At 71.1% G+C, this 25,047-nt stretch carries 23 protein-coding genes; 11 read left to right on the forward strand and 12 right to left on the reverse strand.

The genetic code is table 11. The features are described from left to right. Positions 1 to 58: 58 nt before the first annotated feature. The 4 genes from ACLQ28_RS12660 (at position 59) to ACLQ28_RS12675 (ending at position 4,430) form a co-directional block, all read left to right on the forward strand. A complete protein-coding gene (locus tag ACLQ28_RS12660) occupies positions 59 to 1,030 on the forward strand; it encodes a carbohydrate ABC transporter permease (RefSeq protein ID WP_425686421.1) in 972 nt (323 codons plus the stop codon). Between the two features lie 10 nt (positions 1,031 to 1,040). Next, positions 1,041 to 1,883, forward strand: a complete 843-nt coding sequence (locus tag ACLQ28_RS12665) for a carbohydrate ABC transporter permease (protein ID WP_425686422.1) — start codon at positions 1,041 to 1,043, stop codon at positions 1,881 to 1,883. Beyond that, positions 1,880 to 3,301, forward strand: coding sequence for a GH1 family beta-glucosidase (locus ACLQ28_RS12670; protein ID WP_425686423.1), 1,422 nt, complete (start codon positions 1,880 to 1,882; stop codon positions 3,299 to 3,301). The genes ACLQ28_RS12665 and ACLQ28_RS12670 overlap by 4 nt, the downstream gene beginning before the upstream one ends. A gap of 82 nt (positions 3,302 to 3,383) precedes the next feature. Then, the gene (locus tag ACLQ28_RS12675) at positions 3,384 to 4,430 is read left to right on the forward strand and encodes a LacI family DNA-binding transcriptional regulator (protein ID WP_425686424.1); all 1,047 of its coding nucleotides are present in this window, start codon (positions 3,384 to 3,386) and stop codon (positions 4,428 to 4,430) included. A gap of 918 nt (positions 4,431 to 5,348) precedes the next feature. Here the strand turns inward: ACLQ28_RS12675 and ACLQ28_RS12680 are convergent. Both ACLQ28_RS12680 and ACLQ28_RS12685 read right to left on the reverse strand, forming a co-directional pair. Then, on the reverse strand, positions 5,349 to 6,569 hold the full coding sequence (locus ACLQ28_RS12680; RefSeq protein WP_425686425.1) for an acyl-CoA dehydrogenase family protein: 1,221 nt from the start codon (positions 6,567 to 6,569) through the stop codon (positions 5,349 to 5,351). Next, positions 6,569 to 7,648 (reverse strand): phosphotransferase family protein, encoded by a 1,080-nt coding sequence (locus ACLQ28_RS12685; RefSeq protein ID WP_425686426.1) that lies wholly within the window; start codon positions 7,646 to 7,648, stop codon positions 6,569 to 6,571. Before ACLQ28_RS12685 ends, ACLQ28_RS12680 begins: the two co-directional genes overlap by 1 nt. A 150-nt stretch (positions 7,649 to 7,798) precedes the next feature. Here ACLQ28_RS12685 and ACLQ28_RS12690 point away from each other — a divergent pair, with 150 nt between their 5' ends. Continuing rightward, positions 7,799 to 8,500, forward strand: a complete 702-nt coding sequence (locus ACLQ28_RS12690) for an amino acid-binding protein (RefSeq protein WP_425686427.1) — start codon at positions 7,799 to 7,801, stop codon at positions 8,498 to 8,500. 89 nt (positions 8,501 to 8,589) lie between these two features. Continuing rightward, positions 8,590 to 9,666, forward strand: a complete 1,077-nt coding sequence (locus ACLQ28_RS12695; RefSeq protein ID WP_425686428.1) for a GNAT family N-acetyltransferase — start codon at positions 8,590 to 8,592, stop codon at positions 9,664 to 9,666. Positions 9,667 to 9,691: 25 nt separating this feature from the next. Here the strand turns inward: ACLQ28_RS12695 and ACLQ28_RS12700 are convergent, their stop codons facing one another. After that, on the reverse strand, positions 9,692 to 11,257 hold the full coding sequence (locus ACLQ28_RS12700; protein ID WP_425686429.1) for an aldehyde dehydrogenase family protein: 1,566 nt from the start codon (positions 11,255 to 11,257) through the stop codon (positions 9,692 to 9,694). Positions 11,258 to 11,480: 223 nt separating this feature from the next. Next, entirely contained in the window at positions 11,481 to 12,386 is a 906-nt protein-coding gene (locus ACLQ28_RS12705) for a quinone oxidoreductase family protein (RefSeq protein WP_425686430.1), read from the reverse strand. Positions 12,387 to 12,657: 271 nt separating this feature from the next. Here ACLQ28_RS12705 and ACLQ28_RS12710 point away from each other — a divergent pair, with 271 nt between their 5' ends. Then, the gene (locus tag ACLQ28_RS12710) at positions 12,658 to 15,555 is read left to right on the forward strand and encodes a glycoside hydrolase family 9 protein (protein WP_425686431.1); all 2,898 of its coding nucleotides are present in this window, start codon (positions 12,658 to 12,660) and stop codon (positions 15,553 to 15,555) included. A 73-nt stretch (positions 15,556 to 15,628) separates the two neighbouring features. On the opposite strand, the gene ACLQ28_RS12715 is transcribed toward ACLQ28_RS12710, so the two are convergent. The 8 genes from ACLQ28_RS12715 to bioB form a co-directional block, all read right to left on the reverse strand. After that, on the reverse strand, positions 15,629 to 16,141 hold the full coding sequence (locus ACLQ28_RS12715) for a GNAT family N-acetyltransferase (protein WP_425686432.1): 513 nt from the start codon (positions 16,139 to 16,141) through the stop codon (positions 15,629 to 15,631). Then, on the reverse strand, positions 16,138 to 16,545 hold the full coding sequence (locus ACLQ28_RS12720; protein WP_425686433.1) for a hypothetical protein: 408 nt from the start codon (positions 16,543 to 16,545) through the stop codon (positions 16,138 to 16,140). The genes ACLQ28_RS12715 and ACLQ28_RS12720 overlap by 4 nt, the downstream gene beginning before the upstream one ends. Next, complete coding sequence (locus ACLQ28_RS12725) at positions 16,542 to 17,114, reverse strand: hypothetical protein (protein ID WP_425686434.1); 573 nt, start codon at positions 17,112 to 17,114, stop codon at positions 16,542 to 16,544. The genes ACLQ28_RS12720 and ACLQ28_RS12725 overlap by 4 nt, the downstream gene beginning before the upstream one ends. After that, positions 17,098 to 18,204, reverse strand: a complete 1,107-nt coding sequence (locus tag ACLQ28_RS12730) for a WXG100 family type VII secretion target (protein WP_425686435.1) — start codon at positions 18,202 to 18,204, stop codon at positions 17,098 to 17,100. Before ACLQ28_RS12730 ends, ACLQ28_RS12725 begins: the two co-directional genes overlap by 17 nt. After that, entirely contained in the window at positions 18,201 to 18,530 is a 330-nt protein-coding gene (locus tag ACLQ28_RS12735) for a hypothetical protein (RefSeq protein ID WP_425686436.1), read from the reverse strand. Before ACLQ28_RS12735 ends, ACLQ28_RS12730 begins: the two co-directional genes overlap by 4 nt. Then, a complete protein-coding gene (locus ACLQ28_RS12740; protein ID WP_425686437.1) occupies positions 18,523 to 19,245 on the reverse strand; it encodes a YbaB/EbfC family nucleoid-associated protein in 723 nt (240 codons plus the stop codon). The genes ACLQ28_RS12735 and ACLQ28_RS12740 overlap by 8 nt, the downstream gene beginning before the upstream one ends. 109 nt (positions 19,246 to 19,354) lie before the next feature. Beyond that, complete coding sequence (locus ACLQ28_RS12745) at positions 19,355 to 19,549, reverse strand: hypothetical protein (protein ID WP_425686438.1); 195 nt, start codon at positions 19,547 to 19,549, stop codon at positions 19,355 to 19,357. A gap of 5 nt (positions 19,550 to 19,554) precedes the next feature. Further along, positions 19,555 to 20,550 (reverse strand): biotin synthase BioB, encoded by a 996-nt coding sequence (bioB, locus tag ACLQ28_RS12750; RefSeq protein ID WP_425686439.1) that lies wholly within the window; start codon positions 20,548 to 20,550, stop codon positions 19,555 to 19,557. Between the two features lie 321 nt (positions 20,551 to 20,871). On the opposite strand from bioB, the gene ACLQ28_RS12755 reads away from it, so the two are divergent. From ACLQ28_RS12755 to ACLQ28_RS12770, 4 genes are read left to right on the forward strand one after another with little or no spacing between them, the layout of a single operon-like run. Further along, complete coding sequence (locus tag ACLQ28_RS12755) at positions 20,872 to 22,008, forward strand: 8-amino-7-oxononanoate synthase (protein WP_425686440.1); 1,137 nt, start codon at positions 20,872 to 20,874, stop codon at positions 22,006 to 22,008. Next, positions 22,005 to 22,730: a dethiobiotin synthase gene (gene bioD, locus ACLQ28_RS12760; RefSeq protein ID WP_393133841.1), complete on the forward strand. Its 726-nt coding sequence runs from the start codon at positions 22,005 to 22,007 to the stop codon at positions 22,728 to 22,730. Before ACLQ28_RS12755 ends, bioD begins: the two co-directional genes overlap by 4 nt. Positions 22,731 to 22,784: 54 nt before the next feature. After that, positions 22,785 to 24,362 carry a sensor histidine kinase gene (locus ACLQ28_RS12765; RefSeq protein ID WP_425686441.1) on the forward strand — a complete coding sequence of 526 codons (1,578 nt, stop codon included), beginning with the start codon at positions 22,785 to 22,787 and terminating at the stop codon, positions 24,360 to 24,362. Continuing rightward, a complete protein-coding gene (locus tag ACLQ28_RS12770) occupies positions 24,362 to 25,039 on the forward strand; it encodes a response regulator (RefSeq protein ID WP_425686442.1) in 678 nt (225 codons plus the stop codon). The genes ACLQ28_RS12765 and ACLQ28_RS12770 overlap by 1 nt, the downstream gene beginning before the upstream one ends. Positions 25,040 to 25,047 lie beyond the last annotated feature (8 nt).

Consider the following 25,047-nt stretch of genomic DNA (forward strand, 5'->3'; position numbering starts at 1 on the left):
CCCTCCGCGTAGCGCCCTGCGCGAGGGCCCCCGGGCCTCGCCGGAAAAGGAATTTCGCATGAGCCTGTCGGCCACGACGGCACCGCCGTCGCCAGCAGCACCGCCTTCTCCCGATCTCCCTTCCCGGCAGCGCCGGGGAAGGCTACTCAACCGCCTCGATGTCAAGTACTCGCCGTACCTCTACATCGCCCCGTTCTTCCTGATCTTCGGTGCATTCGGGCTGTACCCGATGGTGCGTACCGCCTGGATGTCGCTGCACGACTGGGACATGATCGGCGAGCACTCGTTCATCGGCTTCGACAACTACACCCGGCTGTTCTCCGACGAGTACTTCTGGAACGCGCTGGTCAACACGTTCGGCATCTTCGCCCTGTCGACCATCCCGCAGCTCCTGCTCGCCCTCTTCCTGGCGAACCTGCTCAACCGGACCTTCCTGCGCGCCAAGACCTTCTTCCGGATGGCCATCTTCATGCCGAACGTGGTCTCGGTGGCCGCGGTCGCGATCGTCTTCGGGATGCTCTTTCAGCGGGAGTTCGGCCTGTTCAACTGGCTGCTCAGCTTCGTCGGTGTCGACCCGGTCGACTGGGACGGACAGCGGTGGAGTTCCTGGTTCGCCATCTCCACCATGGTCAACTGGCGGTGGACCGGCTACAACACCCTGATCCTGCTCGCTGGCATGCAGGCGATTCCGAAGGACCTCTACGAGGCAGCGGCAATCGACGGCGCCAGCCAGTGGCGGCAGTTCTGGCAGATCACCCTGCCCATGCTCAAGCCCACCTTCATCTTCGTGGTCATCCTGTCCACGATCGGCGGCATGCAGCTCTTCACCGAGCCCCTGCTGTTCGCCAACGGCAACATCCTCGGCGGCAACCAGCGGCAGTTCCAGACGCTGGCCATGTACATGTACGAGATGGGCATCCAGAACCTGAACACCGCAGGCTACGGAGCTGCGGTCGCCTGGGCGATCTTCATGATCATTGTCCTGGTGTCGCTGTTCAACTTCCTACTCGTCCGCCGCTCGGCGAAGTGAGGAGAGACCGATGATCTCGGCTTCTCAGCGCCTGTGGCGCACCAGTCCACTGACTTACGTGGCACTCGTCCTGGCGGCGCTGCTGTCGATCTACCCGTTCTACTACATGATGGTGATCGGCACTCGCAGCCTGGACTCCATCAACGACGTGCCGCCGCCGCTTACCCCGGGCGGGGCGTTCGGTGACAACTTCGGGCGCGTGCTCGACAACGACGCCGCCAACTTCCTCACCGGCATGATGAACTCGATCATCGTCTCCTCGGTGGTCACCCTGTCGGTGGTGCTCACCGGTTCGCTGGCCGGGTTCGCCTTCGCCAAGCTGCGGTTCAAGGGCAGCAACGCTCTCCTGCTGGCGATCATCATCACCATGATGATCCCGACCCAGATGGGGCTCATCCCGCTCTGGGGCATGATGCAGGACCTGGGGTGGTACGACACCCTCTACGCGGTCACCGTGCCGTTCCTGGTCAGCGCCTTCGGGGTGTTCATGATGCGGCAGTACGCCAGCCAGGCGATCTCCGACGAGCTGATCGAGGCGGGTCGCGTCGACGGGGCGAGCACGTTCCGGATCTACTGGAGCATCGTGCTGCCCGCGCTGCGCCCCGCCGCCGGCGTCCTCGGTCTGCTGACCTTCATGGAGACCTGGAACTCGTTCATCTGGCCGTACGCCATCCTCACCCCGGAGAACCCGACCCTGCAGGTCTCGCTCTCCTTCCTGTCGTACGCCTACTACACCGACTACTCCCAGGTGTTCGCCGCCACGGCGATCGGCACGATTCCCCTGGTGCTCGTCTTTCTCGTGTTTGGCCGCCAGATCATCGGCGGGATCATGGAAGGTGCCGTCAAGTCGTGAGCAACCCCGCCAGCCCATTCGCCGTCGATGTCCTCGAGGAGCGCCCCGGGCTGACCTTTCCACCCGGTTTCCTGTGGGGGGCCGCGACCGCGGCGTACCAGATCGAGGGGGCAGCGGCCGTCGACGGCCGTACCCCGTCGATCTGGGACACCTTCAGCCACACCGACGGTCGGGTCCTCCTCGGGCACACCGGCGACGTGGCCTGCGACCACTACCACCGGCTCGGCGACGACGTCGCGCTGATGGCCGAGATGGGCCTCAAGTCGTACCGTTTCTCGGTCTCCTGGTCCCGGGTGCAGCCCGGCGGCACCGGCGCGGCCAACCCGCAGGGTCTGGATTTCTACCGGCGGCTGGTCGACGAGTTGCTGGCCAACGGCATCGAGCCGTGGCTGACCCTCTACCACTGGGACCTGCCACAGCCCCTGGAGGACGCCGGGGGCTGGCCAGCCCGGGACACCGCGGCCCGCTTCGCCGACTACACGACGCTGCTCGCCGACGCGCTCGGTGACCGGGTGCGCTACTGGACCACGCTGAACGAGCCGTGGTGCTCCGCGTTCCTCGGCTACGGCTCCGGCGTGCACGCCCCCGGCCGCACCAACGGTGTGGACGCGGTGCGGGCCGGCCACCACCTGATGCTCGGTCACGGCCTGGCCGTGCAGGCACTGCGGGCCGCCCGCCCGACCGCCGAGGTGGGCGTGACGGTCAACCTCTACCCGGTCGATCCGGCCAGCGACACCCCTGCCGACGCGGACGCGGCCCGGCGGATCGACGCGTTGGCGAACCGGTTCTTCCTCGATCCGTTGCTGCGCGGGTCGTACCCGGATGACCTGGTGGCCGACCTGAGCACGGTGACCGACTTCGCCCACGTGCGCGACGGTGACCTGGCGACCATCTCCACGCCGCTGGACCAGGTCGGAGTCAACTACTACAGCCGGCACGTGGTCGCCGCAGCGATCGAGGGCGGCGAGGCCGACCCGGCCCCCTCGTGCTGGCCGGGCAGCGAGGACGTCCGGTTCGTCACCCGCGGCGTCCCGGTCACCGACATGGGCTGGGAGATCGACGCACCGGGCCTGGTCGAGACGCTGCGCCGGGTGCACGACTACACCGACCTGCCCCTGTACGTCACCGAGAACGGCTCGGCGTTCGTCGACACGGTGGTCGACGGGCAGGTCGACGACGTCGAGCGGCTGGCCTTCTTCGACGCCCACCTGCGCGCCGCGCACGAGGCGATCGACGCAGGAGTGCCCCTGCGGGGATACTTTGCCTGGTCGTTGATGGATAATTTCGAATGGGCCTGGGGCTACACCAAGCGCTTTGGCATGATCCACGTCGACTACGACACTCAGGTACGCATCCCCAAGTCCAGCGCCAAGTGGTACGCCTCGGTGATCCGGCGCAACGGTCTGGCCGCACAATAGGCTCGGGCCAGCCATCAGGACGGTCCTGGCGTCCACCTCTCGCAGGTGGCGCCGGGTCCGCCCGCCGTCGGAGGAGCAGACGATGACAACGCAGCGCACCCGGTCGCTCGGGCGCCCGACCCTCGATGCGGTCGCGGCCCGCGCCGGCGTCGGCCGCGGCACGGTCTCCCGCGTGGTCAACGGCTCGCCCCAGGTCAGCCCGGAGGCCCGGGCCGCGGTCCAACAGGCCATCGCCGAGCTGGGGTACGTGCCGAACCGGGCCGCCCGTGCGCTCGTCACCCAACGGACCGACTCCGTCGCGCTGGTGGTGTCCGAATCCGGTGAGCGGGTCTTCACCGAGCCGTTCTTCGCCGCGATCGTCCGGGGGATCAGCTCCGGGCTGCTGGAGACGCCGATGCAGCTCTGGCTGGCCATGGCACAGTCGCCGGTGGAACGGGAGCGGGTCGAGCACCACCTGACCAACCAGCACGTCGACGGCGTACTGCTGCTGTCGTTGCACGACTCCGACCCGCTGCCGACGTTGCTTGAAGAGCGCGGCCTGCCCGCCGTGCTCGGCGGTCGGCCCGCCCGGATGCTGCAACCCGGCGCCCAGCCGGCCTGGTTCGTCGACGTGGACAACGTTGGCGGGGCCCGGCAGGCGGTGGAGTACCTGACGAGGCAAGGGCGACGCCGCATCGCCACCATCGCCGGGCCGCAGGACATGGGCGTCGGCCTGGCCCGGTTGACCGGCTACACCGAGGCGGTCAAGAGCAACGGGGCCGGCGTCAACCCCGACCTGATCGCGTACGGCGACTTCAGCGAAGGCAGTGGCGCGTCCGGTATGCGCCGACTGCTGGACGCCTGCCCGGATCTGGACGCGGTCTTCGTCGCGTCGGACCTGATGGCGTTCGGCGCGTTGCGTACCTTGCGTGAGGCCGGCCGGCGGGTGCCCGAGGACGTCGCGGTGATCGGCTTCGACGACGCGACGATCGCCCTCCGGGCGGACCCGCCGCTGACCACGGTCTTCCAGCCGGTCGAGGAGATGGGTCGGCAGATGGCCCGCCTGCTGGTCGCCCGGATCCGCGGCGAGGACCTTCCCGCCCCCCACATCCTCCTGGACACCCAGTTGGTCCACCGAGCCTCCGCGTAACCCACCCCGCCCCCGGCCCACCGCAGCCTGGCGTGGCCCGCTCGGCTCGGCCTGGCTCGCTCGGCCTGCCAGGCCGGCCCGGTCCGGACCCCGAGGGCTCGTCCCACTGCGGCCCGGCCCCGGGGGTTCGGTGCCGCCGACCGCCCCAGCGATGATCATGGTTTGCCGGGGACGAATCGCGATGAACAGGGCCATTGGGGTCAAGATTGCCGGGGTCAAAGGGCAAGGTCACGCTCGATCCTGGTTGTAGTGGCTTCTGTGGGGCTGGAGGCCACTACAACCAGGAAGTTGCACGATCTTGCGCGGCATGGGGGTGCCGCACCGCGCCCGGAGGGTGTGTCGCGCGGGGTGCGGGAGGGTGTGTCGCGCGGGGTGCGGGAGGGTGTGTCGCGCGGGGTGCGGGAGGGTATGTCGCGCGGGGTGCGGGAGGATGTGCCGCGCGCTGCGTGGAGGGTGTGTCGCGCGGGGTGCGGAGAGTGTGCCGCGCGCTGCGTGGAGGGTGTGTCGCGCGGGGTGCGGAGAGTGTGCCGCGCGCTGCGTGGAGGGTGTGGCGCACGGAACGTGGGGCCGGCCGGCCCCGATTCCACCGCCACGGTGACCCCGGCCATCGGACGAAATCCCCAGACGGAACAAATCGACGGCTCGGCGACTTGCCACGGTGGACGACGGGCGTGATCCACTCCATGTCGGCGATGTGGCGGTATCCGTGGGGCGAGACACCGCCACATCGGCGACATGGAGTCGATCACGCTCGAGTCGAGCCCTCGACGACGCTGGGGTGAGCCCAAGGAGACGAGCCACCCCACCCTCCAGGGGATAAATCGGAGAAATGCTCCCACGGCAGCCCACTGCTGATCGGGCTGCCGGAGGGGGCGCGGGAGGATGTGGAGCCGCGCGGCGGGTTCGGGGTTGGCGCAGTCAGGCGGGGGTGGGAGCCCAGCGGCGGAGCTCGCGTTTGGCGAGTGAGTTGCGGTGGACCTCGTCGGGACCGTCGGCCAGGCGCAGGGTGCGGGTCTGCGCCCAGAGCGCGGCCAGGGGAGTGTCCTGGCTGACGCCGGCACCGCCGTACCCCTGGATGGCCTTGTCGATCACCCACTCCGCCATCGCCGGGGTGCCGATCTTGATGGCCTGGATTTCGGTGTGTGCGCCCTTGTTGCCGACGGTGTCCATGAGCCAGGCCGTCTTCAGCACCAGCAGGCGGGCCTGTTCGATGCGCACCCGCGACTCGGCGATCCACTCCCGGACCACGCCCTGCTCTGCCAGCGGCCGCCCGAACGCGATCCGCCCGAGCGCCCGCTTGCAGAGCAGCTCCAATGCCCGCTCAGCCATTCCGATTAATCGCATGCAGTGGTGGATCCGGCCCGGGCCGAGCCGGGCCTGAGCGATGGCGAAGCCGGTGCCCTCGGCACCGATCAGATTTTCCGCGGGAACCCGGACGTCGGTGAAGTCGATCTCGGCGTGCCCACCGTGTGAACCATCGGTGTAGCCGAAGACGGTCATGCCCCGGCGGACGCTCACCCCGGGCGTGTCCCGGGGGACCAGCACCATGCTCTGCTGGCGGTGCCGGTCGGCGGCGGGGTCGGTCTTGCCCATCACGATGAAGATTTCGCAGCGCGGGTCCATCGCACCGGACGACCACCACTTGCGCCCGTTGATGACGTACTCGTCACCGTCCCGGGTGATCCGGGTGGCGATGTTGGTGGCGTCGGAGGACGCGACGTCCGGCTCCGTCATGCAGAACGCGGAGCGGATCTCGCCCTCCAGCAGCGGCATCAGCCAGCGTTGCCGCTGCGCGTCCGACCCGAACTCGGCCAGCAGCTCCATGTTGCCGGTGTCCGGTGCCGCACAGTTGACCGCCTCCGGCGCGAGGTGCGGGCTGCGCCCGGTCAGCTCGGCGAGCGGAGCGTACTGCAGGTTGGTCAGGCCGGCGCCGTAGCGCGGGTCGGGCAGGAACAGGTTCCACAGGCCGCGCTTGCGGGCCTCGGCCTTCAGTTCGGCCAGCACCGGGGTACGCGACCACGGGTCACCGGCGGCGACCTGCTCGGCGTGCACGGCCTCGGCCGGGTAGACGTGCTCGGTCAGGAACCGGGTCAGCTCGTCGCGCAACTCCTCGGTCCGGCTGTCGAATGAGAAGTCCATCACCGCTCCCTGGCGGCGGTCAGCCCGTGCGCGACCAGCGGTGCCACCATCTCGCCGATCCGGTCGAAGCCCTCGCCGAGCGTCTGCCCGAGCGTGTGGCGGTAGTGGATGCCCTCGCAGATCACCGCGAGCTTGAAACAGCCCAGCGCCACGTGCCAGTGCAGCGGCCCGACGTTCACGTCGCTGCGACCGGCGTACCTGTCGATCAGCTCGTCGCCGTTGGGGAAGCCGGCGCGCGGGCCGAGCCCGTCGGCGACCGGGTTGCCCGCAGCGGTGTCGCTGCCGCCCAGCACATCCCAGTACGTCAGGAGCAGCCCCAGGTCGGCGAGGGGATCGCCGATGGTGGCCATCTCCCAGTCGAGCACCGCGTGCACGGCCACCGGGTCGACCGAGGCGAGGAGATTGTCCAACCGGTAGTCGCCGTGCACGATCCGGCCGGCGTTCGCGCCCTCCGGGGCGGTCGCCGCGAGCAGGTCACGCAGCTCGTCGATGCCGGCCAGCGGGCGGCTGCGCGAGCGGTCGAGCTGCCCGCCCCAGCGGCGGACCTGCCGGGCCAGGTAGCCCTCCGGGTGGCCGAAGTCGCTCAACCCGACCGTGGACGGCTCGACGTTGTGCAACGCGGCGAGCGTGTCCATCATCGCCATGGCGAGAGTGCGGCGTCGCTCGTCACCCAGCGGGTCGGTCTGCGCGCGGGTGCGGAACACCTCGCCGGGCATTCGCTCCATGAGGTAGAACGGCGCGCCGATCACCTCCGGATCGGTGCAGAGCAGCAGCGCGCCCGGGACCGGCACCTCGGTCGACGCCAAGGCCGAGATGACCCGGAACTCGCGGGCCATGTCGTGCGCGGTCGCCAGCACGTGCCCGAGCGGAGGGCGGCGCAGCACGACCTCCCGGTCGCCGAGGCGCAGCAGGTAGGTGAGGTTGGACTTGCCGCCTGCGATCAGGTCGGCCCGCAGCGGCCCGACCACCAGCCCGGGTCGGTGCTCGGCCAGGTAACCGGCGAGTCGGTCCAGGGACACCCCGGCGGGAGAGGTGGGGACGGCACCCGGCCGCAGCGCATCGACGGCCGGATCACTCATCGGACTAGTTGATGGCAGCTCGCTCACGTTGTCAAGGTCAGATTTTCCCCTCGGGACATGCCTCTGCAACAGGGACGAAATGGTCAACAGTCAGGCTGGGACGCAGCCTGCCGGCCGCTCTTCGCCGGCCCGCCGAGCGGAGGGACAGACATGTTGCTGCGAGTTCGGGTCACCCTGCCGGACCGTCCGGGCACGCTCGGCCAAGTCGCCCGCACGCTGGGCGTCTCCGGGGCGGACATCGTCCAGGTGGTGGTCCTCGAACGACTCGGCGGGCGCGCGGTGGACGACTTCACGGTCGTCTGGCCGGGCGCGGCGCGGGTGGAGCGGCTGTTGGCTGGCCTCGCGGCGATTCCGGGCGTGCGGGTGGACGGTGTGTGGCGGGCGATCGGCGCGCCCACCACCACCGGTCAGGACGCGGAGCTGTTGGCCCAGGTCGCGGCCAACCCGGCCGACGGGCTGGCCACCCTGGTCGACGCGGTGCCGGGGCTGCTGGCAGCCGACTGGGCCGTCGCCGCCGTGGTGCCGGTCGACTGGGCGTCACGGACCGGCGGTGGCGGGGCAACCGTGGGGCACGCGAGTTGGCGTACCCCCGTACCCCTGCGGTTGCCGGAGGTGACCCCGCTGCGCGGTCGGTCGATGACCACGCCCGACGGCACCCACCACGCGATCGTGCCGTTCGGCCGGGCGGGTCTGGTGCTGGTGGTGGCCCGCGAGCACAGCGAGACCCTCTCCGCTGCCGCGTTCCACAGCACCGAGGTGGACCGGCTCACCCAGCTCGTCCGGGCCAGCGCGGTGATCCTCGGTGACCGGCTCGACCTCGTCGGGACGCCCCCGGTGGTCGCCAGCCCCTGAGCGGCCGGAGGAGTTCCCGGGCCGACACCGCTGAGCAACCGGGCGGCAACAGGCAGGGGTGAGGCTCTTAGCGGGGAAGGGAGCCAATCATGACGTTGTGGCGGATTCGAGCCACCGTGGACGACCGGCCGGGCTACCTGTCGGTGCTCACGGCGAGCCTTGCGCTGCGGGGGGTCAACATCCTCAGTGTGCAGGTGCAGCCCACCGAGCAGGGCGCGGTGGACGACTTCCTGGTCGACGCACCGGACACGCTCGACGAGGCTGAGCTGATCGCCGCCGTCGAGCGCGGTCGGGGTCGGGACTGCTGGGTGGCGCGCAGCGAGGCGCGCGGTCTGGCCGATCAGCCCACACGGGTGCTCGGGCTGGCCAACCGGCTGGTGCGTGACCCGGACTCGGCAGGCGAAGCGTTGCGGGCTCTGCTCGGCGCAGACTCGGTCAGTTGGCGGCCCGCGTCGACCGGCGTCGAACGGGGAATCACCGGCACCAGCATGCTGCTGGCCGACCCGGCGGGTGGTTCGTTCTCGCTGCGTCGGGCCGCGCCCGCCTTCACCCCGGCGGAGTACGCCCGGGCGCAGGCACTGGTCGAGTTGGCCGCCACCGTGGCACGTCGGGCCGCGGAACAGGTCACCCTGGTGCTGCCCGACGGGGCCGAGGTGGCCGTCCGGCCGGCCTGCGCGCACGACCTGTCCGGCGTGGTGGAGTTGCACGAGACGTGCTCACCGCGCAGCCGCCAGCAGCGTTACCTGGGTGGGGCGGTGCTGCCGCAACCGGCCCGACTGCGTCGGCTGTTGGAGCCAAGTCGAGGGCTGACCCTGATCGCCACGACCACCGGCCCCGGCGGCGCGGCGGAGTCGGTGGTCGCGATGGCGAACCTGCTCGGCGAGGGTGACGAGGCCGAGGTGGCGCTGCTGGTGCGTGACGACTGGCAGCGGCGGGGGCTCGGCTTCGCGCTACTGCGCCGGCTGGCCCAGCATGCCGACCACGCCGGGTACGCGGCGCTGGTGTTGCATGTTCAGGCCGAGAACGGCCCGATGCTGCGTACGCTGCGCCGACTGGGCCGCCCCAGCGTCGCGCACCGTGACGGCACTCTGCTCACCCTCACGGTCGGACTAGCCGTCACCGCAATGGCGGAAAGGGAGGGCACCTCCTTGGTGCCTGGCGCGTAGCAGGCGCCCTCCCCTGCGCCGCTGGTCAGGTGTTGGGGTAGCTGTTGTAGTCGGGGAAGTTGCCGTAGAGCCGGCTCTGGCCGCCGACGGTGACGGCATGCACCAGCAGATCGCCGCCGACGAACGCGCCCTTCCAGGAGGCGCCCCGGCCGCCGAACGGCTCGTCCCGGTCCCCCCGCGAGCGCGGCTTGTTGATGCCTACCTTGAACGCCTGCAGGTCCACCGCGAGTTTGCCTGCCTCGTCGGTGTCGTCGCAGGCCAGCGACGCCACCAGTGCGCCGTTGGAGGCGTTCATCGCGGCCAGTAGTTCGTCGGTGGTGTCCACCACGACGATCGTGTCGACCGGCCCGAACGGCTCGGCGTGCATCAGCCGGGACCGGCCGGGCGGGGCGAGCAGCACCGACGGAGCCACGTACGCCGAGGTGTCCTGATCGGGGAGGAACGGCGCGCCGGTCAGCTTGCCCCGGTGCAGCGGCACCGCGCCGCCGCGAACCGCCTCGTCGACCTTGCGGTGCAGCTCGTCGGCCTTGGCGGCGCTGATCAGCGGCCCGAAGTCCAACTCGGGCAGCGGGTCGCCGACAGCCCAGTCGTCGTCGACGGCGAGCGGGTGGCCGAAGCGGACCGAGCGTACGACCGGCAGGTACATGTCGAGGAACTCGTCGACCAGGTCGCGTTGCACCACGAACCGGGGGTACGCCGTGCAGCGCTGCTTGCCGTACTCGAAGCCCTTCTTGAGGTGCGTGGCGAGCAGGTCCCACTGGGAGAAGTTCCAGATGCCCCAGGCGTTGAGGCCTTCCTGCTCGATGAAGTGCCGCTTGTCGCTGTCGAGCAGCGCGGCGGCGACCTTGCCACCGTTGGATCGGCCGCCGACGAACGCGACGGCGCCGATCTCGGGCGCCCGGACCAGCACTTCGGACAGCTCCTCGCCACTGCCGGAGACGAGGGTGGCGGGCAGGCCGGCCCGGCGCATCAGCGCGTGCGCGACGGTCAGGCAGACGGCACCGCCCTGGGATGGGGTCTTGGCGATGACCGCGTTGCCGGCCAGCAGCTGAACCAGCTCGGCGTGCACCAGGACGCTCATCGGGTAGTTCCACGACGCGATGTTGCTGACCGGGCCGGGAAGCGGCTCGCGGCCGTCGGCGAGCATCCGGTCGATCTCGCCGGCGTACCAGCGGACGCCGTCCAGCGCCCGGTCCACGTCGGCGCAGGCCAGCCGCCACGGCTTGCCGATCTCCCAGACCAGCAGCAGCGCGAGCAGGTCACGGTGGGCGGTGAGCGAGTCCAGTGCGTCGGCGACCCGGGCCTTGCGCTCGGCGAGAGGGGTCTGGGCCCAGGCCTGGTGCGCTGCGGCGGCGTGCGTGACCGCGGCGCGGGCGGCGTCGGCGTCGAGCCGGGGCAGGTTGATGACGACGGTGTTGTCCACCGGGGTGCGGACCGGGCCGGGCTGACCGACTGCCCGCCAGTCGCCCTCGATGAGGTTGTGCAGGGTGGTGATGCCGTCGACCTCGGCGCCGAACGCCTCTGGCGTGGCGGCCACCGCGCGGGCGAGGACGTCGGACCAGGCGGTGCCCTCTGCGAGTCGTAGTGCCATCGCGTTCTCCTCTGGGTTGACCGGGGAGCGGCGGCGTCGATGGCACCACTGGTGATCGGTACTGTCTCGCGCCGCGTAGTGGATCGGCAACAGTACGTTTGTCTGGCTGGACGCGGTGACGCCCGGACAGCCCGGTGGCGGGTGCCGAGGTGTCTGACCTGAGCAGTAAGGACGCGCGTGCAGCAATTGGTGCTTGTCGATGATGTGATGTAGCTCCGGATGCTCACACGAGCAGAGCGACCTTGCCGCCAGCGTGTCCCGAGGCCACAAGGTGCAGTGCGGCGGGAGCTTCCGAGAAGGGGAAGGTCTTCGCCATGGGCACCGTGAGACGTCCCGCGCCGGCAAGCTCGATCAGGTGGGACCGAACCTGGTCCCGGTAGGCCGCGCTGTCGGTCTCGTGACCGGCGATCCAGAAGCCGTCGGATTTCGCACGATCGGACGCCGCGCTGGAGGCGATGCGTCGGCGGTCAGCGACCAGGGTGAGTGAGACGTCGACGGCCTCGGCCGTGCCGACCGAGTCCAAGGCGACGTCGACGCGATCGGTCAGTTCGCGTACGCGTTGCTCAAGGCCCGGTCCGTAGGCAACCGGCTCGGCGCCGAATCGTCGGAGCAGATCCCAGTTCTTCGGGCTCGCCGTTCCCAGCACGCGCGCTCCGAGCAGCTTCGACTGCTGGACGGCGCTGATGCCGACGGCGCCGGAGGCGCCGTGGACGAGAACGACGTCGCCCGCCGCGATCTGGGTTCGGTGGACCATCTCGGCGGCGGTGGTGCCGGTGAGCAGGAGGTTTGCCGCTTCGGCCCATCCGAGGCCCGGTGGTTTTCCGAAGACGTCCCGGGCCGCGACGGTGACCGCGGTCGCGTAGCCGCCCTGCACCCGGAACGACAGGACCTCGTCGCCGACGGCGTGACTGCCGGCGTCCGGCCCGAGGGCCGCGACGACTCCGGACACCTCGTAACCGATCTCCGGCGTTCCGCCGGAGAGGTTCATCGCGTCGACACGGTTCATGCCAACGGCGCGAACGGTAATCGTGATCTCTCCGATGCCCGGGTCGGGCACCTCCAGTTGGTGCAGTGTGAGCCGGTCGGCACCGGGGCCCTCGGGTGCCCACCTCTCCGTCCTGATGCTCATGCGGCTCCCGCCTTTCGTTGGCGCCCTCGTCGCGTAGCGCCTGGTGGTGACGCTAGTCGTGGCCGTGGCGACGGGGTGGCGATAGCGCGGGCTCGGGTGCCCCTTCACAAACCGATGACGAGAGCATTACATTGTCGGTTATCCATGGGAGCGCTTCCATAGCGCTGACTCTGGACACGCCGCCACCCCACGCAGTCGCCGGTGGTCGTGCCGTTTCGACGCCGTCCCGCGTCGGTGCGGCCGCCGGCGGCGCCTCCGACAGGAGCCCGCCATGCGCCACCCCACCCGGCCGGTCTCCGGCCGACCCGGCTTGTCTCCGGCCGACCAACCCTGGCCGCGGCGGTTACTGGCCGCCGGCATCGCCCTGCTCACCGGTCTGTCCCTCGTGGTCGCCGGGCCGGCATCGTCGCCCGCGTCGGCCGCCCCGGCGACGTACAACTACGCCGAGGCATTGCAGAAGTCGCTGTTCTTCTACGAGGCGCAGCAGTCCGGCCGGCTGCCCGACTGGAACCGGGTGTCCTGGCGCGGTGACAGCGCGCTCACCGACGGCGCCGACGCCGGGCTGGACCTCACCGGCGGCTGGTACGACGCCGGCGACCACGTCAAGTTCGGCTTCCCGATGGCGTTCAGCGCCACGATGCTCGCCTGGGGCGCGGTGGAGTACCGCAGCGGCTACACGGCATCCGGGCAACTGCCACACCTGCTCAACAACCTGCGCTACGTCAACGACTACTTCATCAAGGCACACCCGTCGGCCAACGTCCTCTACGGGCAGGTCGGCAAGGGCGACGACGACCACAAGTGGTGGGGCCCAGCCGAGGTGATGGCGATGGCGCGGCCCGCGTACAAGATCGATGCGAGCTGTGGCGGCGCGGACCTGGCGGGGGAGACGGCGGCTGCGATGGCCGCCTCGTCGATGGTGTTCCGGCCCACCGACGCGGCCTACGCCGACAAGCTGCTCGGGCACGCCCGGCAGCTCTACACCTTCGCCGACACGGTGCGGAAGGCCTACCACGAGTGCATCACCGACGCGACAAGCTTCTACCGCTCGTGGAGCGGCTGGCAGGACGAGCTGGTGTGGGCCGCGATCTGGCTGCACCGTGCCACCGGCGAGGCCAGCTACCTGGCCAAGGCCGAGAGCGAATACGACAAGCTCGGCACCGAGAACCAGTCCACCACCCGCTCCTACAAGTGGACCATCGCCTGGGACAACAAGCAGTTCGGCGCGTACGTGCTGCTGGCGAACCTGACCGGCAAGCAGAAGTACGTCGACGACGCCAACCGCTGGCTGGACTACTGGACCGTCGGGGTGAACGGACAGCGGGTGCCGTACTCGCCGGGTGGGATGGCGGTGCTCGACTCCTGGGGAGCGCTGCGCTACGCGGCCAACACCTCGTTCGCCGCGCTGGTCTACAGCGACAAGACCACCGACACCACCCGTAAGGCGCGCTACCACGACTTCGCCGTCCGGCAGATCAACTACGCGCTCGGCGACAACCCGCGCAACTCCAGCTACCTGATCGGGTTCGGGGCCAACGCGCCGAAGAACCCCCACCACCGCACCGCGCACGGCTCCTGGTGGGACAGCCAGACCGTCCCCGTCCAGACCCGGCACACCCTCTACGGCGCACTGGTCGGCGGCCCGTCCTCGGCCAACGACGCGTACAGCGACAGCCGGTCGGACTACGTGATGAACGAGGTGGCGACCGACTACAACGCTGGCTTCACGTCCGCGCTGGTCCGGCTGACCTCCGAGTACGGTGGCAGCCCGCTCGCCGGCTTCCCGGTCGCCGAGACGCCGGACATCGACGAGCTGACCGTGGAGACCACGGTGATGCAGGCCGAACCCCGGGCCACCGGGCTCAAGGCGATCGTCTACAACAAGTCCGCGTTCCCGGCCCGCGCGCTGACCGACGGTCGATTCCGGTACTACTTCCGGCCCGACGGCAGCGGCCCGGTGCAGGTCACCGCCGGCTACACCCAGGGCTGCCCGTCCCCGACCACGGCCAAGCAGTTCAGCGGCGACATCTGGTACGTCGAGGTGGACTGCACCGGGCACACCATCGCGCCGGCCGGGCAGTCGCAGCACCGGATGGAGGTCCAGTTCAAGATCGGCGTGCCGGAGGGCGGCACCTGGGACCCGACAAACGACCCGTCGTACCAGACCACCGCTGGGCCGAACCGGAAGGTGCCGCTCTACTCCGGCAGCACCCGCGTCTGGGGCGACGAGCCGGGTCCGGTCGTACCGGACACCACCGCGCCGACCGTGCCGGGCAGGCCGGTGGCGTCCGGCCTCACGCCCCGCTCGGTCACCCTCAACTGGGCGGCGTCCACCGACACCGGCGGCAGCGGCCTGGCCGGGTACGAGGTCCGCGAAATCCTGGTCGGCAGCGACACGGTGGTGAACCGACCCGTCAGCGGCACCACGCTCACCATCTCGACGTTGCTGCCGGAGCGGACGTACGAGTTCTCGGTCGTCGCCCGCGACGGCGCGGGCAACACGTCGGCGGCCTCATCGGTGCTCTCCGTCACCACGCCGCCCGCCGGCAGCGCCGACACCACCGCGCCGAGCGTGCCCGGCACCCCGGTCGCCTCGGCGGTCACCGCCACCGGTCTCAGCCTGAGCTGGGCGGCGTCCACCGACAACGTCGGCGTCACCGGGTACCGCGTCTACCGCGAGGCCGGCACCACCGACCCGCTGGTCGGCTCGCCGACCGCCACCACCCTCGCCGTGTCCGGGCTGACCGCCTCGACGGCGTACCAGTTCTACGTGGTCGCCGTGGACGCGGCCGGCAACACCTCCGCGGCGTCCGCGCCGGTCGCGGTGACCACCGCGCCTGCGCCGGTCGGCGGCACCTGCACGGTGGGGTACGCCACCAACGACTGGAGCACCGGCTTCACCGCCACGGTGACGATCACCAACACCGGCACCAGCGCGCTCAACGGCTGGACGTTGCGGTTCAGCTTCCCGGGCGGGCAGACCGTCAGCCAGGGCTGGTCGGCGGCGGTCAGCCAGAGCGGCGCGGCGGTCACCGCCACGAACCTCTCCTACAACGGCACCATCGCGCCGGGCGCGTCGCTCAGCTTCGGCTTCAACGGCGCCCACACCGGCACCAACCCGAAACCAACAGCCTTCACCGTCAACAACACCGCCTGCACCGTCGCCTGAGCCGCACCGCACCGAGATCTTGGACAGTTACCGTCTTGCGGGACGGTAACTGTCCAAGATCTGTGCGTAGACGTCAGCCGGTCAGGTCGTCGGCGAGCAGGTCCATCAGGAGGCCGTCGTGCCAGCGCCCGTCCACGCCGCGCTCGTAACGGCGCAGCACACCCACCGGGCGGAAACCAACCTTCGCGTACGCGCGGATCGCGGCGCTGTTCGCCGCCGCCGGGTCGATGGTGAACCGGTGGTGGCCGTACTCGTCGATCAGATGCCGGGCCAGGGTGCGGATCGCGTCGACGCCCAGCCCGGCACCGCGCACCGCCGGGTCGAGGAAGATGTCCATGCTGGCGTGCCGGTAGTCCGGGTCCGGTTCGGCGTGCCACTGGATCGCGCCGATCACCCGGCCGTCGTGCTCGATGGCGTACAGGGTCAGGTCGTCGTCGGCGAGGTCGTCGCGGACAGCTGCGGCCAGGTCGTCGTCGCCACGCCACCAGCGGCGCACCTCCGGCGTGGCCCGGATGTCGGCCAACGCGGCAACGTCCTTCTCCTCGGCGAGGCGCAGTGTCACCACCCGGCCCGACAACGTACTCATGATCCGCTCCCCAGCGTCGCGCTGCTGTCCCAGCGTAGGACGTGGGTGTCGGTGTGGTCCTTGCGGATCATGATCGCGGCCTCGTACCGCAGCCGCGCCACACCGTCGACGACCACGTCGAGCTGCTGCCGGGCCGCTGCCGGTTCGCGGATCTCCACCTGGTGCGCGCCGATCCGCAGCGGATAGAACCAGCTCGACCAGCTGGCCCGCGCCGGTTCGCCGTCGATCAGCAGCACCGGCGGGGGGATCCAGATGTCCCAGTTGGGACGGTCGTCGACAAGCACGTCGCCGCGGTACAACTGGACCTGGCTGGTGAAGAAGAAGGTGAGCAGGATTCCGGCCTGCCCGCTCGGAGGCGTCGGCGGATCGGTGTCCGCTCCGACGAAGAGCGCCGCCGCGCTCACCGACGCCGCCTCGTGCCGCGCCGGAACACCAGGACGCCGACGATGATGCCCAGCACCGGTGGGACCAGCAGCAGCGCGGTCGGGGCGTCGTCAAACAGCAGGAGCGGCAGGAACCCCAGGTACGCGGCACCGAGGCCGAAGACCAGGCTGAACGTCAACGCGGCGGCAATCGGCATCCGCCCGCTGGGTCGCTGCTTGCCGCGCCCCAACGCGCCCGCGCCGAACGCCTCGTAGGAGGCGGCGTACTCCAGAGGCACGACCTCTCCCTCGCTCACGGTGACCAGTGCACTGCGCTGCGGTGAAACGTACTGCACCTCGACCAGCCGTTCGCCCATCGGCACCACGATGAGGGCATGTCCGAAGCCGTAGGTCGCCGGACGGCCGTCCACACCTACCATCGGCGCGAGCGTGAACCGCGCCGACTGCGGAGGGCGCCAGGTGTGCACGGCGATCCCGCCGTGCCCGGGCGGCAGCTGTGGTGGCGGGCCGGCCGGGTCGTACGGCTCGATCTGGTAGGCGCTCTGCGGGTGGGTGAGGTCGCCGCCCAAGGGATCATCGACCTGGGTCAAGGTATTGCTCCGTCCGGGAGTCGGAGAGTTCGGCGTCGTCGCTGAAGTAGTCGGTCGCCCGCTTGCCCTCGTTAGCCGCCGTCGCCGCGAGCTTGTCGGCTGGGCCCAGCCACGTCCGGAAGTCCTTCGCCGAGTCGACGAGCACCGCCGACGAACCGCGCCAACCCGGCGCGAACGTGCCGTTGGCCCCACGAAGCTGGAACGACGCCTTGACCGAGGCCATCGTCTTCGGGTGCATCCTGGTGAGGACGGTGCGCAGCCGCTGGAGCAACGCGACGACCTTGCTGATGAACGTGGTCGCCCGGGTGGTGACCACCGCGCCCTGCACGGTCGTGGCGGCTCCCGCCGCGGCGGTGGACGCACCCATCGTCGGCACCGCGCTGGCCAACGCCGCCGTCCAGGTGAAGACCATCCACTCCACGAAGGTGGCGATCAGACCGAGCACGAAACCCTGCGCCACCTCCATCAGCAGCTTCACCGCGTTGAGCGTCATCACCAACTTTCGGGCGTCGTTGCCGAGACCAGCCACCCCCTGGGCGAACTCGTCCATCCGCTGGCGTGCGGCGTCGGCGGCGAGCCCCTGCCAGCCCACCAGCCCCTCCTGGACCGCCGCACGGATCTCCGTGGCCAGCGGGTCGAGTGCGTTGCCGACCCGCTCCCACTTGGCGATCTCACCCTCCATCCGCTCGGCATTGCCGGTGACCAGCCCGAGCAGGTCTTCCAGTGGCTGCACCAGGTCCACCAGAAACGTGAGCCCGGCGGAGATCAGGAAGTTGAGGGGGTCCACCGCGTAGGCGAAGACGTTGACACCCAGGTCACCGATGCTGCCGGCGATGTTGAACAGCTCCGACCAGTCGCCGTCGCCGCCGGCCCACTTGGCACCCGCCGAGACGGCTTGCGGGATCCCGGCGAGCCCCGGGACGTCCTTGACCGGGTCGAAGCGGAGCACGTCGTACCCGCCGACGTCCACCGACGCGGCGCCGCCGTACCCGTCCCCGGTCGTGTCCGCGCCGATCGGGCCGGTCGCCCACTCCTGCCTGGTGACGTCATTGGTGACGTCACTGTCCTTGAGGTCGCGTTCGTCGCTCATTCGGGGAAGCCCTCGGCCAGCCGCTGATGCAACCTGCGCATCCGCTCCTCGATGTCCTGCTCGGTGCGCCGGTACGCCTCGACGGTGCAGTCCAACGCCTCGGCCCGGTCGCTGAGCGCCTCCCCCATCAGGCCCAGGTGCTCGTAGAATTCACCGGCGAAGCGCCAGTACAGGGCGGCGAACGGCGCTCCCAGGGCACCCCAGATATACCACTCGGGGTTGGCGTCCTCGGCCAGGTCGGCGATCGCTGCCGCTCGCTGCTGGATGTCCGCCAGGCGCGTCCGGCAGGTCAGGATCTCGTCCACGTTCGCTTCGAAGTCAGCCACCTCGGCCCTCCTCGTCGTCGGTCCCGGAAGGTTGGTAGGTGGCCACCATCGACACCAGGTCCAGGCGGGGGCCGGCAATACGCTGGACCCGCTCGGCGAGCAGCGCGGCGGCGTCCGCGGTGGCCCGGCGGACGGTGTCGAGCACCAGCGCAGCCAGCTGGGTCGGGTCCAGGCGGGGCGCCGCGTCGGCCAGCTCGATGCGCCGCAACTCGCCCGTGGCACCCACCTCGGCGACGACCCTGCCCTGAATCGCGTGGGCGGTGGCGGTCAGGTCGGCCAAGTCGGCCCGCGTCGTCGTCCAGGCGTCAAGTTGCCGTCGTGCCTCGTCGCGCAGACGGCGAACGAGCGGGTCGATCTCCTCGTCGGCGGTGTCGTCTACTGGTGGTGGGGGCGCCTCGGGCAGCGCGCTGGCGAGGAGGTCGGGCAGGTCGACGCGGCCGGGCACCAGCTCGCGGGCCCGTTCGGCGAGCAACTCGTCGGCCTGCTCGGTGGCGGCGCGCACGGTGGCGACCAACAGCGCGCCGAGGGCTCGGCTGTCGTGGTGTCGGATCCGGCGGGTCAGCGTGAGGTCGAGCAGGGCGTTGCGCGGCCCGGCCGTCACCACCACCGCGCCGTCCGCCGATCCGACGGTCGCCGTGGCCTCCCCAACCGCGACGCGCAATTCGGCAGCCGTGCTCAGGATTCGCCGCTCCCGGGCCGCGCGGTCACCGTCCACTTTGGTCCCCCTGCGGGTCGTCAACCCAGCCCTGGGTCGGAACCTACCACCGCACACGGCGTCGGCGGGGTCCCCGCCGACGCCGCTGACGAGGGTCAGGTGGAGGGGATCAGCCCCGGATCTCGCCGTGCTCGACGCAGACCGCCGACCAACCGACCGGCAGCACCTGCACCTTCATCCGGCGGCGGCACCGCGGGCAGAACCGGGGCGGCTCCAACTGGCGGGCTGCCACGCAGCCCGGATGGGCGGCGCTCGCCGTCGCCGGTTCACCGCACCGGTCGCACCACAGCTCGGTCGTCGTCATGGTCGTCACAGCGTGGCAGAGAGCGCCTTGACCGGCATCTTCAATTCGTTCAGCAGGTCCAGGTCGGCGGTCGCCGGTCGACCCAGCGTGGTCAGGTAGTTGCCGACGATCACCGCGTTGATGCCGCCGAGCAGACCCTCGCGAGTGCCCAGGTCACCGAGGGTGATCTCTCGACCGCCCGCGTACCGCAGGATGGTGCGCGGCATGGCCAGCCGGAACGCGGCGATGGCCCGCAGCGCGTCCTTGCCCTCCACCACCGGGCGGTCACCGAGCGGGGTGCCGGGCCGCGGGTTGAGGAAGTTGAGCGGCACCTCGTGCGGGTTGAGTTCAGCAAGCTGCGCGGCGAACTCGGCCCGCTGCTCCACGGTCTCACCGAGGCCGAGGATGCCACCGCAGCACACCTCCATGCCGGAGTCGCGGACCATCCGCAGCGTCTCCCACCGTTCCTCCCAGGAGTGGGTGGTGACCACGTTGGGGAAGTACGACCGGCAGGTTTCCAGGTTGTGGTTGTAGCGGTGCACGCCCATGTCGACGAGGTCGTCGACCTGCTCCTGGCTGAGCATGCCCAGCGACGCCGCGACCTGGATGTCGACCTCGGCCTTGATCGCGGCGACGCCCTCGCGCATCTGCTTCATGAGGCGGGCGTCCGGGCCGCGCACGGCGGCGACGATGCAGAATTCGGTCGCCCCGGTCTTGGCGGTCTGCTTCGCCGCCTCGACCAGCGACGGGATGTCCAGCCAGACCGAGCGCACCGGCGAGGTGAACAGGCCGGACTGGGAGCAGAAGTGGCAGTCCTCCGGGCAGCCGCCGGTCTTCAGCGAGACGATCCCCTCGACCTCGACCTCCGGGCCGCACCAGCGCATCCGCACGTCGTGGGCGAGCTGCAGGGCGGCGGGCAGGTGCTCGTCGGGCAGGTTCAGCACGGCGAGGATGCCGGCCTGATCGAGGCCGACACCGTCACCCAGGACCTGAGTCCGGGCCTGGTCGAGGATCTCTGGCATGGCTCGTACCCTACTAGGGCCTGTGTCAAAGCCCTCGGTTGAGCCGAGGCGGAGTCCAGGCGGCGGTCCGGCAAGGCGGAAATTCGTCTGGATACCGGTGTTGTATCCGGACGAATTTCCAACGCGGCCGGTCGTCGTCTGGGCCCGCCGCAGGCCGGCCAGGGGCTTTGACACAGGCCCTAGGCCCCCCGGACAGCCGGAATGACCTGGGAGCCCGTCGACCCCTCGCACCGAGTGGATCCGTCGGGCCGATGATGGCGGGTGGTAATTTCGCCCGGCAGGTGTCGGGCTGACCGGCGCGGACAGCGGCGAAGGGGTGACGTGGCGGATTGGCTGGCGGCGCTCGACCGCCGCGCGCAGTTGCGGGCGAAGGCCGGGCTGACCCGGCGGCTGCACCCGCGTCCCGCCGACGATCAGATGACCGACCTGGCCGGCAACGACTACCTCGGCCTGGCCACCCACCCGGAGGTCACCGCCGCGGCCATGGCGGCTCTGTCGGCGTACGGGCTGGGGGCGACCGGGTCGCGCCTGGTGCGGGGCTCCACCGACGCACACCAGGCGTTGGAGGATGAGCTGGCGCAGTGGCTGGGCACCGACCGGGCCCTCGTCTTCTCCTCCGGCTACCTTGCCAACCTCGGTGCGCTGCGGGCACTCGTGCAACCCCAGACGCTGCTCGTCTCCGACGCGCACAACCACGCGTCCCTGATCGACGGCTGCCGGATCTCCGGTGCGGAGACGGTGGTCACCCCGCATGCCGATGTGAACGCCGTGGCTGCCGCACTCGCGGCCGCTCCGGGTCGCCCGGCGGTGGTGGTGACCGAGTCGATCTTCTCGGTCGACGGTGATCTGGCCCCGCTGGCCCGCCTGCACGCGGTGGCCCGTCGTCACGGCGCGCTCCTGCTGGTCGACGACGCGCACGCGCTCGGCGTGACCGGTCCGGGCGGCGTGGGCGCGGTGGCCGCCGCCGGGCTGGCCGGTGAACCGGACGTCGTGATTACCGCCACCCTGTCCAAGGCGCTGGGTGGCGCGGGTGGAGTGGTCGCCGGCCCGGCCGAGTTCATCCGGCACCTGGTCGAGACCGGGCGCACGTTCATCTTCGACACGGCACTGCCACCGGCGGTCGCCGCTGGTGTGCACGCCGCGCTGCGGTTGGCGCGGCTCGGCGACGACCTGCGCGTGGAGCTGTCCGACCGGGTGGGGTTGGCGGTCGGCCGACTGCGTGCGGCCGGGCTGACCGTCTCCGCGCCGGACGCCGCGGTGATCTCGGTGACCGCCTCGGGGCCGGACGCGGCGAGCGCCTGGGCCGCCGACTGCCGGGACCGGGGCGTCGCGGTTGGCTGTTTCCGGCCGCCGTCGACCCCGGACAGCCGCTCCCGTCTGCGCCTCACGGTCAGCGCTGGAGTGCCCCGGGCGGATTTCGAGCGGGCCCTGGAGGTCATCGTGGACACAGCGCCGTGAGCGGGTGGGAGGGGCCGGTTCTGGTTACCGGGACCGACACCGAGGTCGGCAAGACCGTGGCGACCGCGGCGATCGCGGCCGCCGCGCAGGCCGCCGGGCTGCGGGTGGCCGTGGTCAAACCGGGCCAGACCGGTACGGCCGGCGGTGAGCCCGGTGATGTGGACGCGGTCAACCGGCTGGCTGCCCCGCTGACCGGGCGGACCCTGGCCAGCTACCCCGACCCGCTCGCCCCGCTGGCCGCTGCCCGGGTCGCCGACCTGCCGCCGTTGGAGTTGTACGCGGCGGTGGACGCGGTCCGTGAGGAGGCCGACAAGCACGACCTGGTGTTGATCGAGGGCGCGGGCGGGTTGCTGGTTCCGATGGGGGTGCGTCCGTCGGGTGAGCCGTGGACGATGGCCGATCTGGCGGTGTCGCTCGGCGCGCCGGCGGTGGTGGTCGCCCGGGCCGGGTTGGGCACGCTCAACCACACCGCGCTGACCCTGGAGGCGCTCGACCGGCGTGCGGTGCCGGCCGGCGTGGTGATCGGGGCCTGGCCGACCCGGCCGGAGTTGGTGCACTGGACCAACCTCACCGACCTGGTGCCGAACCTGCTCGGCGCGCTGCCCGACGGTGCGGGCGCGATGGACCCGGGCGTGTTCCGGCGCTCCGCGCCGGGTTGGCTCACTCCGGCCCTGCACGGCGTGCTCGACGACTGGCGGGTCTGGGCCGAGGAGAGCGGCTGAACACCTGACTTTCGTCGGTGTCCGCGCAGGTCGGGCATGGGTAGCCTGACGGCCGTGCGGATCCTCGACCTCTCGCCGCCAGGTTCGCCGGACCGGCGGCGTCGCCTGTTGCTGGACGCGCTGCTCTGGGCGGTGGTCGCGGCCCCGGTCGGCTACGCCGGGCTCAGTCCGCCCTACCCGCGGTACGCGTTGCCGCTGCTCGTCGGGAAGCTGCTGCTCCTGGGGGCGGCCGTGGTGGCGAGTCGACGCGGACCGTTGGTCGCCCTCGTGCTGGTGGTGCTCGGGTCGGTCGTCGATGGCAACTTCGTGTTCGCCATCCCGGTCTTCAGCTACCTCGCCGGGCGGCGCAGCGCGACAGCGGCCCCGGCGGCCGTGGTCTTCGTGCTGATCGCGGGCGGCGGCACGGCGCTCAACCTGGGTTTGCTCGGCACCGGCGCGGCCACCTGGTTCTTGCTCGCCTCGGTGCTGCTTTTCGCCGCGGTGTTCCCCTGGTTGGTGGGTCGGTACCGGCGCCAGCAGCAGGAGTTGGCCGATGCGGGTCGTCGCCACGTCGAGGCGTTGACCCGAGAGGAGCGCGGTGCCGCCGAGCGGATCCGGCTGCGGGAACGGGCCCGGATCGCCGGGGAGATGCACGACTCGCTCGGTCACGATCTCAGCCTGATCGCGTTGCGCGCCGCCGCCCTTGAGGTAGCTGCCGACCTGGACGACCGGCACCGGGCCGCGGCGGGGGAGTTGCGGGCCAGCGTCTCCGCCGCGACCGAGCGGCTGCACGAGATCATCGGGGTGCTCCGCGAGGAGGGCGGTGCGTCGGTGCGTCCGAGCGGGGAGACCGTCGCCGACCTGGTCGAAGGTGCCCGGGAGGCCGGCATGGCGGTACGGATGGACGCCGCCCCGGCGGTCGCGGACCTACCGGCGATGACCGGCCACGCGGCCCACCGGGTCGTCCGTGAGGCGCTGACAAACGCCGCGCGGTACGCACCGGGTGCCCCGGTCGACGTGCGCCTCACCCACGACGGTGACCGGGTCGAGGTGACCGTCGTCAACAGCGCCCCGCCGGCTGGGCCGCTGCCCGCTCCGACGTCGCAGGGCAGCGGGTTGCTCGCCCTCGCCGAGCGGGTCCGCCTCGCCGGTGGGACGCTCGACGCCGGCCCACGCGGTGACGGGGGGTTCGCCGTACGGGCGGCGTTGCCGGTGAGTGCGCCGCCGCTGGAGGCGATCGAGTCGGCGCCCTCTGTGATGGGCCTGGCAGCACGGTCCGGCGACGGCGAGCCCGGTCCGGTGGAGCGGCCGGCGGATGCGGAACGGCGGCTGCACGACGCCCGCCGACGCGTCCGGCGCAGTCTGCTCGTGGCGCTCCTGGCACCGGCCGGCTTCGCCCTGGTGCTCTCCCTCGTCCACTACTCGGTGGCGACCGCCGGGACGGTGCTGAATCGGGACACCTTCGACCAGATGCGCGTCGGCACCGCCCGGTCGGAGCTGAACGGCCTGCCCCGGCGGCAGTTGGAACGCCCCGCGGGGGTCGACCGGGCCGGATGCGAGTACTACACCGACGGCAACTTCCCCCTCGCGGAGCCGACCTGGCGGCTCTGTTTCACCGATGGCCGGCTGGTCAGCAAGGAGTGGATCGCCTAGTGGACACCGACACGACGGGGGCACCGCCGATCCGGGTGGTGCTGGCCGACGACGAGGCGATGATCCGCGCCGGCGTCCGGGCCATCCTCGCCAGCGACCCCGGCATCGAGGTGGTCGCCGAGGCCGGTGACGGGCACGCGGCGGTGGAGCTTGTCCGTGCCCACCGACCTCGGGTCGCGCTGCTGGACATCCGGATGCCGCGGCTGGACGGGTTGGCCGCCGCCGCCGAGATCCGCCGGGTCGTGCCGGAAACGGCGACGATCATGCTGACCACGTTCGGCGAGGACGACCACGTGGCCCGGGCGCTCGGGCACGGCGCAAACGGGTTCCTGCTCAAGGCCGGCGATCCGCGTGAGCTGATCGCCGGTGTGCACGCCGTCGCCGACGGTGGGGCGTACCTGTCGCCGAAGGTGGCCCGCCGGGTGATCGAGCTGGGTGCCGGGAGGCTGGCGCGCCGGCCCGTCGCGCGGGACCGTACGGCCGGGCTGACCGAGCGGGAACGGGAGGTGCTGGCTCTGGTCGGGGCGGGGCTGTCAAATGCCGAGATCGCCCGCCGGCTGCATCTGGTGGAGGGCACCGTGAAGAGCTACCTGACCAGCATCTTCACCCGGCTGGACGTGCGCAACCGGGTGCAGGCGGCGATCCTCGCGTACGAAGCGGGGCTGGTCGACGGCTGAGCGGGGGC

Source organism: Micromonospora sp. DT201, from assembly GCF_049841575.1.
Classification (GTDB): Bacteria; Actinomycetota; Actinomycetes; order Mycobacteriales; family Micromonosporaceae; genus Micromonospora.